General features: G+C 64.8%; 16 protein-coding genes, 1 tRNA gene and 1 other RNA gene. 12 read left to right on the top strand and 6 right to left on the bottom strand.

Annotated features, from left to right (window positions below; translation table 11 throughout):
• The first annotated feature begins 14 nt into the window (after window positions 1-14).
• Window positions 15-521, top strand: coding sequence for a CcdC protein domain-containing protein (locus tag BLS13_RS11135; protein ID WP_093452124.1), 507 nt, complete (start codon window positions 15-17; stop codon window positions 519-521).
• 209 nt (window positions 522-730) lie between these two features.
• Here BLS13_RS11135 and ssrA read toward each other — a convergent pair.
• Both ssrA and mscL read right to left on the bottom strand, forming a co-directional pair.
• Window positions 731-1,111: a transfer-messenger RNA gene (gene ssrA / locus BLS13_RS11130) on the bottom strand.
• Window positions 1,112-1,122: 11 nt separating this feature from the next.
• Complete coding sequence (gene mscL / locus BLS13_RS11125; RefSeq protein ID WP_093452122.1) at window positions 1,123-1,563, bottom strand: large conductance mechanosensitive channel protein MscL; 441 nt, start codon at window positions 1,561-1,563, stop codon at window positions 1,123-1,125.
• Between the two features lie 133 nt (window positions 1,564-1,696).
• On the opposite strand from mscL, the gene BLS13_RS11120 reads away from it, so the two are divergent.
• The 5 genes from BLS13_RS11120 to BLS13_RS11100 all read left to right on the top strand — a co-directional run bounded on the left by BLS13_RS11120 (window position 1,697) and on the right by BLS13_RS11100 (window position 4,950).
• Complete coding sequence (locus BLS13_RS11120; protein ID WP_093452121.1) at window positions 1,697-2,290, top strand: LemA family protein; 594 nt, start codon at window positions 1,697-1,699, stop codon at window positions 2,288-2,290.
• Window positions 2,291-2,529: 239 nt separating this feature from the next.
• On the top strand, window positions 2,530-3,303 hold the full coding sequence (locus BLS13_RS11115; protein ID WP_093452296.1) for a TPM domain-containing protein: 774 nt from the start codon (window positions 2,530-2,532) through the stop codon (window positions 3,301-3,303).
• Complete coding sequence (locus BLS13_RS11110) at window positions 3,303-3,974, top strand: TPM domain-containing protein (RefSeq protein WP_093452299.1); 672 nt, start codon at window positions 3,303-3,305, stop codon at window positions 3,972-3,974. Before BLS13_RS11115 ends, BLS13_RS11110 begins: the two co-directional genes overlap by 1 nt.
• A gap of 17 nt (window positions 3,975-3,991) precedes the next feature.
• Window positions 3,992-4,486: an NUDIX hydrolase gene (locus tag BLS13_RS11105; RefSeq protein WP_093452297.1), complete on the top strand. Its 495-nt coding sequence runs from the start codon at window positions 3,992-3,994 to the stop codon at window positions 4,484-4,486.
• Window positions 4,487-4,542: 56 nt separating this feature from the next.
• Entirely contained in the window at window positions 4,543-4,950 is a 408-nt protein-coding gene (locus BLS13_RS11100) for an endonuclease domain-containing protein (protein ID WP_093452119.1), read from the top strand.
• Window positions 4,951-5,053: 103 nt separating this feature from the next.
• Here the strand turns inward: BLS13_RS11100 and BLS13_RS11095 are convergent, their stop codons facing one another.
• The 3 genes from BLS13_RS11095 to BLS13_RS11085 form a co-directional block, all read right to left on the bottom strand.
• Window positions 5,054-5,335: an ETC complex I subunit gene (locus BLS13_RS11095; RefSeq protein ID WP_093452118.1), complete on the bottom strand. Its 282-nt coding sequence runs from the start codon at window positions 5,333-5,335 to the stop codon at window positions 5,054-5,056.
• Window positions 5,336-5,406: 71 nt separating this feature from the next.
• Window positions 5,407-7,848, bottom strand: coding sequence for an ATP-dependent helicase HrpB (gene hrpB / locus BLS13_RS11090; protein ID WP_093452116.1), 2,442 nt, complete (start codon window positions 7,846-7,848; stop codon window positions 5,407-5,409).
• Window positions 7,849-7,999: 151 nt separating this feature from the next.
• Window positions 8,000-9,013 carry a polyprenyl synthetase family protein gene (locus tag BLS13_RS11085; protein WP_176943546.1) on the bottom strand — a complete coding sequence of 338 codons (1,014 nt, stop codon included), beginning with the start codon at window positions 9,011-9,013 and terminating at the stop codon, window positions 8,000-8,002.
• A gap of 102 nt (window positions 9,014-9,115) precedes the next feature.
• Here BLS13_RS11085 and BLS13_RS11080 point away from each other — a divergent pair, with 102 nt between their 5' ends.
• The gene (locus BLS13_RS11080; RefSeq protein WP_093452115.1) at window positions 9,116-9,400 is read left to right on the top strand and encodes a chorismate mutase; all 285 of its coding nucleotides are present in this window, start codon (window positions 9,116-9,118) and stop codon (window positions 9,398-9,400) included.
• A gap of 89 nt (window positions 9,401-9,489) precedes the next feature.
• Window positions 9,490-11,262, top strand: a complete 1,773-nt coding sequence (locus BLS13_RS11075; protein ID WP_093452113.1) for a methyl-accepting chemotaxis protein — start codon at window positions 9,490-9,492, stop codon at window positions 11,260-11,262.
• Between the two features lie 16 nt (window positions 11,263-11,278).
• On the opposite strand, the gene BLS13_RS11070 is transcribed toward BLS13_RS11075, so the two are convergent.
• Entirely contained in the window at window positions 11,279-13,066 is a 1,788-nt protein-coding gene (locus BLS13_RS11070; RefSeq protein WP_093452112.1) for an ABC-F family ATP-binding cassette domain-containing protein, read from the bottom strand.
• Window positions 13,067-13,251: 185 nt separating this feature from the next.
• Between BLS13_RS11070 and BLS13_RS11065 the strand changes: the two genes are divergently transcribed.
• From BLS13_RS11065 to BLS13_RS11050, 4 genes are all read left to right on the top strand, one after another.
• The gene (locus tag BLS13_RS11065; RefSeq protein ID WP_093452292.1) at window positions 13,252-13,479 is read left to right on the top strand and encodes a hypothetical protein; all 228 of its coding nucleotides are present in this window, start codon (window positions 13,252-13,254) and stop codon (window positions 13,477-13,479) included.
• A gap of 34 nt (window positions 13,480-13,513) precedes the next feature.
• Complete coding sequence (locus tag BLS13_RS11060) at window positions 13,514-14,179, top strand: response regulator transcription factor (RefSeq protein ID WP_037524628.1); 666 nt, start codon at window positions 13,514-13,516, stop codon at window positions 14,177-14,179.
• A gap of 121 nt (window positions 14,180-14,300) precedes the next feature.
• Entirely contained in the window at window positions 14,301-15,608 is a 1,308-nt protein-coding gene (locus tag BLS13_RS11055; protein WP_176943545.1) for a sensor histidine kinase, read from the top strand.
• A gap of 68 nt (window positions 15,609-15,676) precedes the next feature.
• Window positions 15,677-15,753 (top strand) — tRNA-Pro (locus BLS13_RS11050).
• The last annotated feature ends 21 nt before the right edge of the window (window positions 15,754-15,774 follow it).

Raw genomic sequence — 15,774 nt, 5'->3', positions numbered from 1 at the left:
AGGCAGCGATCCATATGAGCCAGACCGATATCATGCGGTACACGATCACGGCGGCGTTGATCGCCGCCGTCATGTTCCTGCGGCTGCGCAACATGGGCAAGATACGCAAGCTGCGGATCGAGGTGCTGTGGGTCATCCCGACGATCTATCTGGCCTTCGCCGGCTTGCTGTTCTGGCGCATGCCCCCCGAAGGCCTGGGCTGGCTTTGGACTATCCTGGCCTTTGCGGTCGGTGCGGCGATCGGATGGCAACGTGGCCGGATGGTTGCGGTCACCGTCGATCCGGTAACGCACGAACTGAACCAGCGCAGTTCGCCGGCCGCGATCCTGTTCATCCTGCTGCTGATCGCCATCCGGCTGGGCATGCGATCGGCGCTGACGGGCAGCGGCGCCTATTGGCATCCGGGCGCGGCGCTGGTGACCGACATCTTCGTCGCGTCAGCCGTCGGCATTTTGGCCGTCTATCGTCTGGAAATCTACCTGCGCGCGCGAAGGCTGCTCCGCGAAGCACGGGGTTATTGAGGCGCCCCAACGCGGACGCAGGCGCCGACTTGGTGCGAACACTTCCCAACCCGTCACCCTGAACCTGTTTCAGGGTCCACTCCTCCGCGGGAGACGCTCTACTTGTGGCACGGTGGATGCTGAAACAAGTTCAGCATGACGATGAGGAAAAGGCGGCCGTTTGAATCTACGTCAACGGCTCACAAGACGGTTTCACCACAATAGAACCAAGTGGGGAGCTTCTGTTGCCCGGTGCTCCCCGTACCGCTGGATTCCGCTTCTGTTGCCCGGTGCGGACCGAACCGCGCTTAGCCTTGTAACCTAGTTCCCGTGAGGGAGTTCAGTTACGCAGCAATCGCGAGTGCTTCGTTATCGTTAGCACTTGTAGTTTTGAACGGTTTAACGGCTCATTCAGGCCGGGCAAACTGCCGTCTTTGAATACACGTCGATCCTAGTTCGGCCCCGTCAGGAAACCCGTATCCGGGCCTTCTGGTGGAGCCGCCGGGTACCGCCCCCGGGTCCGCTGCATCTATTACACGACACGATTTATCGCCATATCCGGGCAAGCCCGGCAGGACCTATATAAGCGCGCGCGCAGAAATGAGAAGGGTGTGCGTGGCGCTCAGCCCTTCTTCTTCAGTTCGGCCAGAATCTCACGCAACAGGACGACATCCTCCGGCGGCGGAGCGGGCGCGGCGACCTCCTCGACCTTCTTTTTGGCGTTCAGCTTGTTGATCGAGCGGACCAGCAGGAAGATGACAAAGGCAACGATCAGGAAATTGACCGCCACGGTGGCGAACTGGCCAAAGCCGATCATCGACACGCCGGCCTTCTTGAGATCGGCATAATTGTTCGCGGCCCCGGTAAAATCGGCCGGAATCGGCCCCAGTCGCACGAAATAGCTCGAAAAATCGAGGCCGCCAGTGATGTAACCGATCGCGGGCATGATGATATCGTCGGTCAACGACGATACGATCTTGCCGAAGGCGCCGCCGATGATCACGGCCACGGCCAGATCGACGACATTGCCGCGATTGATGAACTCCTTGAATTCGTTCAGCATGATGCTCTCCCTGACGATCGCCTTTATCCTAGATGATCACGGGCGTGCAATAAAGCGGGGGCATGGGATTGAAGCGCGAGCAGGCAAAACCTACCTACGCGGATAATACAGTTTATGCAGGGATGATCGCTACATGTCTTCCGTCCGCCGCTTTTCGCCACTGTTGCTGGCCCCCGTCGCCGCCTTGTCGCTGTCCGCCTGCGGGCTGAACAGCGTGCCTGCCGCGCAGGAGGAGGCCAAAGCCAAATGGGCCGATGTCCAGACCCAGTATCAGCGCCGCGCGGATTTGATCCCGAACCTCGTCAACACGGTGAAGGGTTTCGCGACGCAGGAGAAATCGGTGCTGGTCGAGGTGACCGAGGCGCGCGCCAAGGCGACGAGCATCCAGATCTCGGCAGCGGATCTGCAGGATCCCGCCAAGGTCAAGGCGTTCAGCGACGCGCAGGCGCAGCTCGGCAAGTCGATCGGCCGGCTGATGGTCGCTTCGGAACGCTATCCGGAGCTCAAGTCGAGCCAAAATTTCATGGCTCTGCAGTCGCAGCTTGAAGGCACCGAGAACCGCATCGCCATCGCCCGGCGCGATTATAATGAGTCGGTCCGCGCCTATAATACGCTGATCCGGACCTTCCCCGATGCGATCGGCGCTAAAGTCTTCCACGGCGCGCAGCCTATGGCCCCGTTCGAGGCTTCCGCGGCCGCAGCCAACGCCCCGACCGTCTCGTTTTGAGCCGGACGGTGGCCGTTCGTTCCAATCCTCCCCCGGCAGGGGGAGGTGGCAGCCGAAGGCTGACGGAGGGGGAGGTTGGCGGTCCGCCGGGCAGGAGAAGAAAAGCGGTGAATTCCAAAGCGGATTTGATCGCCACCCGCCCCCTCCGTCGCCTTTGGCGCCACCTCCCCTTGGCGGGGAAGGATCAAGCCCGCGGATTCGATTATAGCCCGTATGGGATCAAGTCCGGGACGACGATCATGAGGATGCTGGCCCTTCTCCTTCTTGCCTTTGCCTGGCTCTCCCCCGCTTCCGCGCAAACCTTCCCCCCGCTCACCGGCCAGGTCGTCGACAACGCCCACCTGCTCTCGCCCGAGCAGACAGCGGACCTCACCGCGAAGCTCGCCGCGCTCGAACAGAAAACCGCGCATCAGATGGTGGTCGTCACCGTCCCCGATCTGCAAGGTTATGAGATCGAGGATTATGGCTATCGGCTGGGGCGTACCTGGGCGATCGGGCAGAAGAAGATCGACGACGGGCTGCTGCTGATCATCGCGCCCAAGGAGCGCAAGGTGCGGATCGAGGTCGGCTACGGGCTCGAACCGATCGTCACCGATGCACTGTCGAGCGTGATCATCCAGAACCAGATCGTACCGGCCTTCCGCAAGGGCGATATGGCCGGCGGCATCATGGCCGGCAGCAATGCTTTGATCGACATATTGAAGCTGCCCGACGATCAGGCAGCCGCCCGCGCCAAAACGCTCGTCAGCAAGCAGAAGCAGCAGGAAGGCAGCGGCATCCCGGTATCGTTGATCTTCTGGCTGGTCGTCGGCGGCTTCATCCTTGTCTCAACCATTGGCCGCCGCATGGGCGGGCGCCGTTATGGGGGTTTACCGGTCGTGCTTTGGGGCCCTGGCCTCGGCGGCTGGGGTGGCCATGGCGGCGGCGGATGGGGCGGCGGCTCCGGCGGCGGTGGCGGTTTTTCGGGCGGCGGCGGCTCGTTCGGCGGCGGCGGATCGTCGGGGAGCTGGTGATGAAGATCAGCAAACAGGATATCACGCTGGTCACCGATGCCGTCGGCGCGGCGGAAGCGCGGACCGATGGCGAGATCGCGACGATCGTTGCCGATCGTTCGGACCCTTTTCATGACGTCGCCCTGATCTGGTCGGCGCTGATCGCCCTGCTGGCATTGGCGGCGCTGGCGGCCTTTCCGGATTTCTATATCGGCCTGTTCGATCGCGCGACCGGCGGCTGGGCGCATGTCTGGACCCACCGCGAATTGCTGACCGCCGCTTTGATCGTGGTGACGATCAAATTTGCGGCGATGCGCGCGCTCCTGCTGTGGCAACCGCTGCTGCTCGCGCTCACCCCCCGCAAGGTGAAGGCCCACCGCGCCCGCGCCCGCGCGATCATGCTGTTCAAGGCCAGCACCGAGAAGCGCACCCGCACCCGCACCGGCGTTCTCATCTATCTGTCGATGGCCGAACATCAGGCCGAACTGATCGCCGACGAAGCGATCGCCGCCAAGGTCGCACCCGAAATATGGGGCGATGCGATGGCGGCGATGATCGGCCATCTGCGCGAGGGCCGGCCGGGCGAAGGCATGGCCGCGGCGGTTGCCAAAGTCGGCGAGGTTCTGGCAATCCACTTCCCGTTCAGCGGCACCGACCCTGATGAAATGCCGAACCGGATGATTACCTTGTGAACCAACCGATCGAAGTGATGTGGGAAGGCCGCTTCATCACGGCCAAGCGCGAAGGCAAATGGGAATATGTCGGCCGCGCGCGCGGGATCGCCGCCGCGGTGATCGTCGCGATCGACGATGGCCATGTCCTGCTCGTCGAGCAATATCGCGTGCCGCTCAAGGCGCATTGCCTCGAACTGCCGGCCGGCCTGATCGGCGACGACAGCGAGGGCGAACCGATGGCCGAAGCCGCCGCGCGCGAACTGGAGGAGGAAACCGGCTACCGCGCCGCCGCGATCGAATCGCTCGGTAATTTCGCCTCGTCGCCGGGCATGGTCTCGGAGACCTTCACGTTGGTGCGTGCGACCGGGCTGGAAAAGGTGGGCGATGGCGGTGGCGTCGACGGAGAAAATATCCTCGTCCACCGCGTCCCGCTGGCCGGCGTCGCGGACTTCATCGCTGCGAAGCGCGCCGACGGCGTGATGATGGACGTGAAACTGCTGCTGCTGCTCGGCGCGGGGATATTGAATTGATCCTCCCCCGCCAGGGGGAGGTGTCAGCCACAGGCTGACGGAGGGGGCGGACGGCAATGCGCCTGGAAGGATCCACAACCGGCCGGCGTAACGCCAAGCGACTACGTCAAGACATGACGCCCCCGGAAATCGCCTTGTGGCTCGCGCTGCGACGGAACGAAGACGGGCTGCGCTTCCGCAGACAGCATCCTGCGGGCAACTATGTGCTCGACTTCTATTGCGCACCTGCGCGTTTGGCGATCGAGGTCGATGGCGAAGCCCATGATCGGGGCGATCGCCCGGCGCGGGATGCGCATCGCGACGCATGGCTTACCGCGCAAGGCGTGCTTGTCGTGCGCTACCCCGCTGAGGAAATATTGGCCAATCTGGACGGCGTGGTCCGCCAGATCATCGCCATCGCAACCGACCGCCGACCGCCCCCTCCTTCGCCTTCGGCGCCACCTCCCCCTGGCGGGGGAGGATGATAAACCCTAATCCTCCCCCGCCAGGGGGAGGTGTCGGCCGCAGGCTGACGGAGGGGGCGGACGACGAGCCGACTACCGCTTCGCGCTGCGGCACCGCCTGATTTTACTTAAAATTGTCCGCGTAAGCCTGAATCTTGAGCGTCCGCACCGCCGGCGGCACGACATGCGCGGTCAGCCCCTCGCGCGAGGCATAGGCCTGCGCAGCGCTCAAGGTCGGGAAATAGAGCAGCACCTGCCCCTTGGTATCGCCAGAGCCCGCCCAGCCGGTCAGCGGATCGGGCTTCTTGGCCTCGGCGGGTTCGAACTCCAGCACCCATTGGCCGGTGCCTGCGCGGCCCGACTGCATGCTGTTCTTGATCCGCTGATAGATGCGCGCCTGCGTCATATCCTGCCTGTTCCCTGCGCCCTGTGGCTCATGTTGCGATGCCGCAGTGCGGGGGGATGCGTCAAGGGCCGTTACGTGCGCCCTATCGCCCTCTTTGTCCTGAGCGTCGGATCAGCCCCCGCCGGATCGTCCGGCCAAGGATGCCGTGGATAGCGCCCCCGCATCTCCTTCGCCACCGCCACCCAGCTGCCCGACCAGAAGCCCGGCAGGTCGCGAGTCGTCTGGATTGGCCGGCCGGCAGGCGACGTCAGGCGCAGCAACAGCGGCACGCGGCCATCGGCGACCATCGGGTGTGTAGCGAGACCGAACAAGGTCTGCGGACGCAATTCGACGGCGGGGCCACCCTCGGCTGCATAGTCGATCGCGTGATGGCTGCCGGCGGGCGAGACGAACTGTTCGGGCGCGATGCGGTCGAGCAGGCGGCGGCCGTCCCAGCCGAGCAGTCCGTCGATCGCACCGTGCAGATCGGATGCCGTGATATCCGACAGGCGCCGTCGCCCCTCGACCAAAGGCGCGAACCAGTCGTCGAGCTTCGCGATCAGCGCTTCGTCCGAAAGATCGGCGATGTCTGCGCCATGCGCGATCGCGAACGCCGCACGGGCACGCAGCCCGGCAAGGCTCTCCGGCCACGCGATCAGGCCGAGCCCGCGCTCGCGCACCGCTTCGACGAGGGCCGCTGCGATCTCCTTGCGATCGGCGGCCTCGTCGCGCCCGGCGGACAGCACGATCGCCCCCAACCGCCGCTCGCGCCGCGCCTCGACCGCCCCGGTGGCCGGATCGAAGCGCGCCGTGCGCCGTACCTCGATGCGATCCACAAACATCGCTTCAATGTCGGCAGCATCGATCGGTGCCGCCGACAAGATGCGAGCGCCGGCCGCCGAGCCCTGCGTCTCGGCCACCGCGAGCCATTCGTTGCGCGCGAGCGGCGACGTCGGATCAAGCCGGAAGCCGCGCCCGCCGCTTGAAATCCAGTCCTCGCCGCTCACAGATCGCCGCCGCGCGATGCGATCGGGGAAGGCGAGCGCTACACAGGCCGCGACATCGGCCTCATCGGCAACCGCATGCGCGCCAACCAGCCGTGCCCAGCGTGCGGCCAGCTTGCGCGATGCGTCGGCGCGCCGCCCCCGCTCCTGCCGCCACCGCCGCAGCCGCAGATCGAGATCGGCATCGCTGCCGCCCAGCCCGCGCTCCGACAGCAGCACCGCGACATGCGCCGCTGTACCGCCCATCCCGCGTTCGCCCGCGCGCACCAGCATATGGCCAAGCCGCGGCGGCAGCGGCAGGCTGGCGATGCGGCGGCCATGCGCGGTGACCCGTCCGTCGCCATCGAGCGCATCGAGCGCGATCAGCCGCTCGCGTGCCTCGGCGATCCCGGCGGCCGGGGGCGAGTCGACCCAGCGCAAGGATGCCGGATCGGTCACGCCCCAGATCGCGCAATCGAGCAGCAACGCCGACAGATCGGCCTCCAATATCTCAGGCGGATCGAAGCGCGGCAAGCCTGCCGTCGCCGCCGCCTCCCACAGCCGATAGACGATGCCTGCCTGCTGCCGCCCGGCGCGGCCCGCGCGCTGCGTAACCGCCGCCTGGCTTGCGCGCTCGGTGACGAGCCGGGTCATGCCGGCCGCGCGATCATAGCGCGGGCGGCGGGCAAGGCCGCTGTCGACGACGATGCGCAGGCCATCGATCGTGATGCTGGTTTCGGCGATCGAGGTGGCGAGCACGAGTTTTCGGTATCCGGCAGGCGACGGCGCGATCGCCGCGCGCTGCTCGGCCGGATCGAGCGAGCCGTGCAGACGATGCAGGATGACATCGGGCGGCAGATCGCCGAGCCGTTCGGCGGTACGCTCGATCTCGGCGACACCGGGCAGGAAGGCGAGCAGGCTCCCGCCCTCCTCCGCCAGCGCGCGGCGGATCGCCGGCGCCATATCATCCTCGATCCGCCGTTCGGCGTTACGCGGCAGATGGCGATATTCGAGCGCGAAGCTGCGCCCCTCGCTCTCGATCACCAGTCCGTCCATCAGCCCGGCAAAGCGCGCACCGTCGAGCGTGGCGGACATCGCGACCAGCCGCAGATCGGGCCGCAACGCCGCCTGCGCATCGAGCGCGAGCGCGAGCCCGAAATCACTGTCGAGACTGCGTTCGTGCACCTCGTCGAACAGCACCGCCGAGATGCCCGGCAAATCGGGATCGCTCTGGATGCGATTGACGAAGATGCCCTCGGTGACGACCAGGATGCGGGTGGCGGCGGACTGCTTGCTGTCGAGCCGGGTCGCATAGCCGATCGTGCCGCCCACGGCCTCGCCCGCCAACGCCGCCATCCGCTCGGCCGCCGCCCGCGCCGCAAGCCGGCGGGGGGAGAGAAGAAGGATCTGGCCGGTGCACCATGGCCGGTCGAGCAGGGCCGGCGCCACGGCCGTCGTCTTGCCGGCACCGGGGGGTGCCACGAGCACCGCGTTCGGCGCGGCGTCGAGCGCGGCGATCAGATCAGGCAGGACGGCGTGGATCGGAAGCATGGCGGCTCGCCCGAATGAGGACGGTAAAATCCTCCCCGGCACGGGGAGGGGGACCATGCGCAGCATGGTGGTGGGGCATTCCGACGGTTCCGCAAGCCCCTCCACCGCTCTTCGAGCGGGCCCCCTCCCCGTCCCGGGGAGGAATTAGGAATTAGTAAGCCCGCGCGACCGCGAACTCCACCGCCTCGATCAACGCCGTCTTGGCCTGCCCGTTCGGAAAGCTCGCCAGCGCATCGATCGCGCGGCGGCCATAATGGCGGGCGCGCGCGGCCGTATCGACCAGCGCGCCGGTCGATTTCAGGATCGCCGTCGCCCGCGCCAGATCGTCATCATCGTTGCGCAAGCCCTCGATCGCCTCGCGGAGGAAGGTGCGGTCGTCCTCGCCGGCGCGTGCATAAGCGAGGATGATCGGCAGGGTCACCTTGCCGTCGCGGAAGTCGTCGCCGGCATCCTTGCCCATCGTCGCATCGTTCGATTCATAATCGATCGCATCGTCGACGAGCTGAAAAGCGATGCCGAGATAACGGCCGAAATTGTCGAGTGCTTCTTCAATTGCGGGCTCGCGCTCGGCCACCACCGCCGCGATCCGGCAGGCCGCGGCAAACAGGACCGCCGTCTTCGCCGCGATGATATCGAGATAGCGATCCTCGTTCGTATCGATCCGGCGCTGCGCGGTCAGCTGGTTGACCTCGCCCTCGGCGATTACCGCCGAGGCATGCGACAGGATCTTGAGCACGCGCAGCGAGCCATCCTCGACCATAAGCTCAAACGACCGGCTGAACAGGAAATCGCCGACGAGCACACTCGCCGAATTGCCCCAGATCATGTTGGCGGTGCGCCGTCCGCGCCGCAGCCCCGAACCGTCGACGACATCGTCGTGCAGCAGGGTGGCGGTATGGATGAACTCGACGATCGCCGCGAGCTTGTGGTGCCGGGTGCCCTGATAATCGAGCAGCTTGGCGCAGGCGAGCGTAAGCATCGGCCGCATCCTCTTGCCGCCACCGGCGATCAGGTGGCCGGCCAGTTCCGGGATCAGCGGAACATCGGATTGCATCCGCGTCAGGATGACGCTGTTGACCTTGTTCATGTCGGCCGCAACCAGCGTCATCATCGGGTCGAGCGATGGCGCGGCAGATCGGCGGATCGGCGTCACGGTTGCAGTCATGCGCGTGCCCATGGCGCGGACCCGCGCGAAAGGCAAGCGGATGGGCTTGCGTTCATGCCCATTGGTCAACAAAAGGCGACGAAACGGCAGAGCAGGACGGACATGAACGACGAGATTTTGAAGAGCTATCGCGAGAGCATCGACAATATCGACGCCGCCTTGGTGTTCATGCTGGCCGAGCGCTTCAAGATCACCAAGGCCGTCGGGCTGCACAAGGCGACGTCCGGCCTGCCGGCCGCCGATCCCAATCGCGAATCGGCGCAGATCGAGCGGCTTCGCAGCCTGGCGAAGAGCGCCAATCTCGATCCCGATTTCTCCGAAAAATTCCTGCGATTCATCATCGACGAGGTGATTCGCCATCACGAGAAGGCGAAATCGGGCGATTGAAAGACGAGTGAAAGGCGAGGAATCGTCCCTAATCTCTTCTTAACCACTTCCGCCGTACCGCTTGGTAGAGTCTTGCGGCGGAGTCCAAAATGTTTTTCCTGAATCTCGCCATGTCGCGAAAGCTGTCGCGAAAGCTGATGAGTGCTTTTGCTGTGGTGATTGCTGTGTTCTTCACCGTCAGCCTGATACTCTTCGCCAGTCTCAACGCGCTACGCGCCGATGCCGATGCCAATGAACGCATGTTCGACATGATGGGCGAGGCGCGCACGATGATGACCAGCGTGATCGAGCAGCAAAATGCCGTGCGCGCATATGCCATCCTGGGAAAAGCCGAGTTCCTGAAAACCTATCAGGAAAATGCCGCCAGACTGGATATGTCCGCCCACAAATTTGACGCGCTGGCAGAAACAGCCGAGCAGCGCGCGCTGGGCGCCGAATTCATGGATGCAGTGAAGGCGTGGCACGAAACGCGGCTCGACCGCACGATCGCGCTCGCCGCCGATCCGCTGACCCGCCCCGAAGCGCAGGAAATGGCCGGGGTCAAGCAACTCGGCGGCATGCGCAAGGCCATGGAAAAGATCATGGCTTTGCAGGATGAGCGGCTCGCGGCGAGGCGCGACCAGCAGCATCACAGCGACATGATGGCGCGACTCGCGCTATGGACCGGCGGCGCGGCGGCCATCGCGATCGCCGGCATCATGGGATGGCTGCTGTGGCGATCGATCGCCAGGCCCGTAAGCCGGATGACCGAAACGATGAAGGCGCTCGCCGCAGGCGATTTCGATGTCGACATTCCCGCGTCCGACCGCCACGACGAGATCGGCAGCATGGCGCAGGCCGTGCTCGTCTTCCGCGAGGTCGGCATCGCCAACGCCAGTGCTGTTGCGGCGAAAGCCCGCGCCGATGCCGAACAGGCCCAGGTCGTCGCGAAGATCGGAGCCGGCCTCGGCCAGCTGGCGCAGGGCGATCTGACCGTCCGGCTCGCAGACTTTCCCGCGGCGTATCGTCAGCTCCAGACCGATTTCAACGCCGCGCTGGGCTCCATGGCGAGCGCCGTCGGCGGCGTCGAACACGGCATCGCGGCGATCCATACCGGATCGAGCGAGGTGAGTTCGGCATCAATCAATTTCGCCCAGCGAACCGAGGAACAAGCGGCATCGCTTGCGGAGGCAGCGGCCACGATCAACGAGATCGCCATCACCATGCGCGCGGCCGCCAATGGCTCGGCGGAAACCAGCCGGACGGTGCAGGAGGCGCATCGGGACGCGACCGAGGGGGGCCATGTCGTGCATGATGCGATCGTCGCGATGGAAGGAATCGAAAAATCCTCGCAGGAAATCACCCAGATCATCGATGTCATCGACGGTATCGCATTCCAGACCAACCTTCTGGCCTTGAATGCCGGCGTCGAGGCGGCGCGCGCCGGCGATTCGGGTCGCGGCTTTGCGGTGGTGGCCAATGAGGTTCGTGCGCTCGCGCTGCGTTCGGCCGAAGCTGCAAAGCACATCAAGGATCTGATCCTCACCAGCTCGCAACAGGTGCAAAGCGGTGCCGAACTCGTCAACAAGGCCGGCCTGGTGCTCAAGCGGATCGTCACGAAGGTGGGCGACATCAACACGCTGATGAGCGAGACTTCCGTATCCGCCGAGGCGCAGTCAGGCCGCCTGCAGCAGGTCAACGGCGCGGTCAGCGAAATGGACCGGATGACCCAGCAAAATGCGGCGATGGTCGAACAGAGCACCGCCGCATCGCGCAGCCTGGCCGATCAGGCGGATCAGCTCGCCGCGCTGATCGCGCAATTCACGCTGGATGACGCCGCCGCCCGCGGACTACCGGCCCGGACATATGCGCGCGCGGCGTAACTAGCCGGAGGGCCGCTCAGCCCAGCCCTTCGGCCATTTCCGCAAGCTCCATCCACCGCGTTTCCGCCGCATCCTTCTTGGCCCGCGCCGCATCGATCGCCTTCATGAGCTGGTCGAACTTCGCCGGGTTCTTCGCGTAAAGATCGGGATCGGCCAACGCCGCCTCGTCGCGAGCGATCGCCGCTTCCAGTTTCTCGATTTCCGCCGGCAGCAGGTCGAGATCGCGCTGATCCTTATAGGTCAGCTTCGATTTAGGCTTTGGAGGAGCCGTCGCCGGAGCAGGCGCCGCCTTCTGCGTCGCCACCCGCCGGGCCTCGGCTTTCTCGGCGCGTTGCCGCTCCCAATCCTCATAACCGCCGGCGACGATGTCGACCTTGCCCGATCCGTCGAGCCCCAATGTCACGGTCACGGTGCGATCGAGGAAGTCGCGGTCATGGCTGACGATCAGCACCGTGCCGTCATAGTCGGCCACAACCTCCTGCAACAGATCGAGCGTTTCCAGATCAAGATCGTTGGTCGGTTCGTCGAGCACGAGCAAGTTCGACGGCCGCGCAAACTCGCGCGCGAGCAGGACGCGCGACCGTTCGCCGCCCGACAACGTGCCGATCCGGGCGTCGGCCATCGAGGGATCGAACAGGAACTCCTTCAGATAGCCGTGAACATGCTTCTTGACGCCCTGCACCTCGATCCAGTCGCCGCCATCGGCGAGCACATCACGGACGCGCTTTTCGGGGGCCATCAGCTTGCGCTGCTGATCGATGACGACGCTGTCGAGCGTCCTCGCCAGCTTCACCTTGCCCGAATCGGGCGCCAGTTCGCCGGTCAGTAATTTGAGCAGAGTCGACTTGCCGACCCCATTCGCGCCGACCAGCCCGATCCGGTCGCCGCGCGTCACGCGAAAGGTGAAATCCTTGATGATCGGGCGATCCCCGAAGGCCTTGGTGACATGTTCGGCGTCGATCACGACCTTGGTCTTGCTGTCATCGGCCATGATGCCAAGCTTGGCGGTGCCCGGCGGCCCGAGCATCGCCTTGCGCTGCGCCCGCATCTCATGAAGCTTCCCGAGCCGCCCCTGGTTGCGCTTGCGCCGCGCGGTCACGCCGCGCTGCAGCCAGTGCAGTTCGAGCTTGAGCTTCGCGTCGAGCTTTTCCGCGACGCGGGCTTCTTCCTCATAGACCTTCTCGGTCCACGCCTCGAACCCGCCAAAACCGATCTCGGCACGGCGGATCGCGCCGCGATCGAGCCACAAAGTCTGACGGGTGAGCCGCGTGAGGAAGGTGCGATCGTGGCTGATCGCCACGAACGCGCCGCTGAACCGCCCGAGCCAATTTTCGAGCCATTCGATCGCTGCGAGATCGAGATGGTTGGTTGGCTCGTCGAGCAGCAGCACATCGGGCTCCATCGCCAGCGCACGCGCAATCGCAGCGCGACGGCGCTCGCCACCCGAGGCGGTCGCCGAATCGCGCGACAGATCGATACCGATCTGATCGGCGATCGCCTCCACCTCATGGCGCGGCGGCGCATCGGCGCCCGCCAGCGCATAGTCACGCAAGGTCGCATGGCCGCTCAGCGACGGCTCCTGTTCGAGCAGGACTACCTTGGTGCCGGGCACAATCACGCGCGTGCCTTCATCGCAATCGATCGTTCCGGCGAGCAGTTTCAGCAAGGTCGTCTTGCCGGCACCATTACGGCCGATCAGCGCCAGCCGATCGCGCGGAGCGATGTGCAGATCGAGATTGCGGAAGAGCCAGCCATCGCCCTGGACAAGGCCGAGATTCTGATAAGCAAGGATAGGTGCGGCCATGATGCAACATATAAGAGGGATAGAAAGGCACGGATATTCATGCCCTATTCAACGGGTGGGCCCTATGCCACAAGCCCATGGTAATGCGTAAACATAATGTCGCCCCCGGCCCTCTTTCGGCTGCGCTGGCATCGGCAGCCCTCGCGGCGGCCCTGCTGGCAGCGTCCGCATCTGCAGATCGGCGCATGCCAGAACAAGATGCCATCCGCGCCGGCGTCCGCAGCGGCAATATTCTGCCCTTTCAGGAAATGCGCGCACGCGCAATGGATCGGGCGGGCAATGCGCAAATGATCGGTTCCGAATTCGATCCGGGAACCGGACGCTATCGTTTCAAGTTTCAACGAGGCAACTCGGTGATATGGCTTGATATGGATGGCCGCACGGGGCGTGAAATGGGCCGTTCGGGCGAGTGACGCCTGCAACGGCCGCCAGGAACAAGGGGAAGATATGCGCGTCCTGATCGTAGAGGATGAACCCAATCTCGGGCGTCAGCTTCGGGCAACGCTCGAAGGCGCCGGCTATGCGATCGATCTCGCGACCGATGGCGAGGACGGCCATTATCTCGGGTCGACCGAGGCCTATGATGCCGTGATCCTCGATCTCGGCCTGCCCGAGGTCGACGGGTTGACCGTGCTCGATCGTTGGCGGCGCGAGGGCAAGGATACGCCCGTGCTCGTTCTCACCGCGCGCGATAGCTGGTCGGACAAGGTGGCCGGGCTCGATGCGGGCGCCGACGACTATCTGGCCAAGCCGTTCCAGACCGAAGAATTGATCGCGCGGCTGCGCGCGCTGATTCGCCGCGCCTCCGGCAACGCCTCGTCCGAACTGATCGCCGGCGACGTCCGCCTCGATACGCGCAGCGGCAAGGTCACGCTGGCAGGCGAGCCGGTCAAGCTGACCGCCCAGGAATATAAATTGCTCAGCTATCTGCTGCACCACAAGGGCAAGGTCGTCAGCCGCACCGAATTGATCGAGCATATCTACGATCAGGATTTCGATCGCGATTCGAACACGATCGAAGTGTTCGTCACGCGCATCCGCAAAAAATTGGGCCAGGACGTGATCACCACAATCCGCGGGCTTGGCTATTCGCTCGACGAACCGGTGGCCTGACCGGCAACCGACCGGACAGGCCCGCATGTCGCTTCGGCGATCCCTTTTACTCATCCGGGCCCGCCTTCGCGGCAGGCCACGCGCGGCCAATGTGCGCTCGACGGGATCGCTCACCCGCCGGATGATCAGCATCGCCGCCTTGTGGATCGGCGTGTTGCTGTTCGGCGGCGGGTTCGCGCTCGACAGGGTGCTGAGCGACGCGATCACACGCAATTTCGATGCCCAGCTCGAATATGTACTGACGGCGATGATCGCGTCGGCCGAAATCGGCCCTGACAAGGAGGTGCGCTTCAATCGTCCGCTCGGCGACCAGCGCTTTCTGGAGCCTTATTCGGGCTTATATTGGGAAGTGTCGGGCGCCGGCCATGAACCGTTCCGATCACGATCCTTGTGGGATCGCGCGCTCCGGCAGGCCCCCGATCATGTCGGCACCCATGTCCATATTCACAACAGCGAAGAATTTCCCGGCGAGGCGCTGCGCGTCCTCGATCGCGAGGTGCATCTGCCGGGATCGCCGACCGAATGGCGGTTCCAGGTCGCTGCAAGCCGCGCGAATCTCGACGATCAGATCGCGGTGCTGCGACGCACGCTGGTACGATCGTTTGCTTTGCTTGGGCTGGGCCTGATCATATTGGCGGCGCTGCAGGCGACCTATGGGCTGTGGCCGCTGCGCAGCCTGCGGCGCGCTCTGGCCGAGGTACGATCAGGCGCGAGCGCGCGGATCGACGCGAAATTGCCCGATGAGGTGGCGCCTTTGGTGCAGGAACTCAACGACCTGCTCGCGCATAGCGAGACCCAGGCCGAGGAAGCGCGCCGGCACGCGGGCAACCTTGCCCACGCCCTCAAGACTCCGCTGACCGTTATCATGAACGAGGCCACCGCGAAGAACCCTGATCTGGCGACGACGGTCATCCGCGAGGCGACAACGATGCGGCGCCAGGTCGACCATCACCTTGCCCGCGCCCGCGCAGTCGGCCGGCGCGCCAACGCCCAGGCTCGTGCCGAGATCTGGCCCTCGCTGAAAGCCGTCGAACGCGCGGTGACGCGCATGCACCGCCACGTAACGATCGACGTCGCCGGCGCGAAGGATGCGATCGCGCATGTCGAGCGGCAGGATCTCGACGAAATACTCGGCAACCTTATCGAAAATGCCGCTAAATACGGCCAGGGCCGCGTGTTCGTGACGGTGGTCCGCGATGCAGGCTTCATCGAATTGCAGATCGAGGATGATGGCCCCGGCATTCCTGCCGAGGCCCGCGACAAATTGTTCGAACGCGGCGCCCGGCTCGACACCAGCAAACCCGGCACCGGCCTCGGCCTCGCGATCGTCCGCGACGTGATCGAAATCTACAGCGGCACGATCCGTCTTGAGGAAAGCGAGGATCTGGGCGGCCTGCTCGTCCGCGTGCGGTTGCCGGCAGCGGCCTGAAAAGGGCGGCGGCCGCGCGAATCTAACCCTTGCTTATCGCATGCCGTAAAAGCTAAGGGCATCGGCGTCGGGGAGTGGCGCAGCCTGGTAGCGCATCTGGTTTGGGACCAGAGGGTCGCAGGTTCGAATCCTGTCTCCCCGACCATCACCGTTTTCCAAGCGATCT

This window comes from Sphingomonas sp. YR710, from assembly GCF_900101455.1.
In the GTDB taxonomy this organism is placed as follows: Bacteria; Pseudomonadota; Alphaproteobacteria; order Sphingomonadales; family Sphingomonadaceae; genus Rhizorhabdus.
This window is presented reverse-complemented; position numbering and strand designations above follow the sequence as displayed.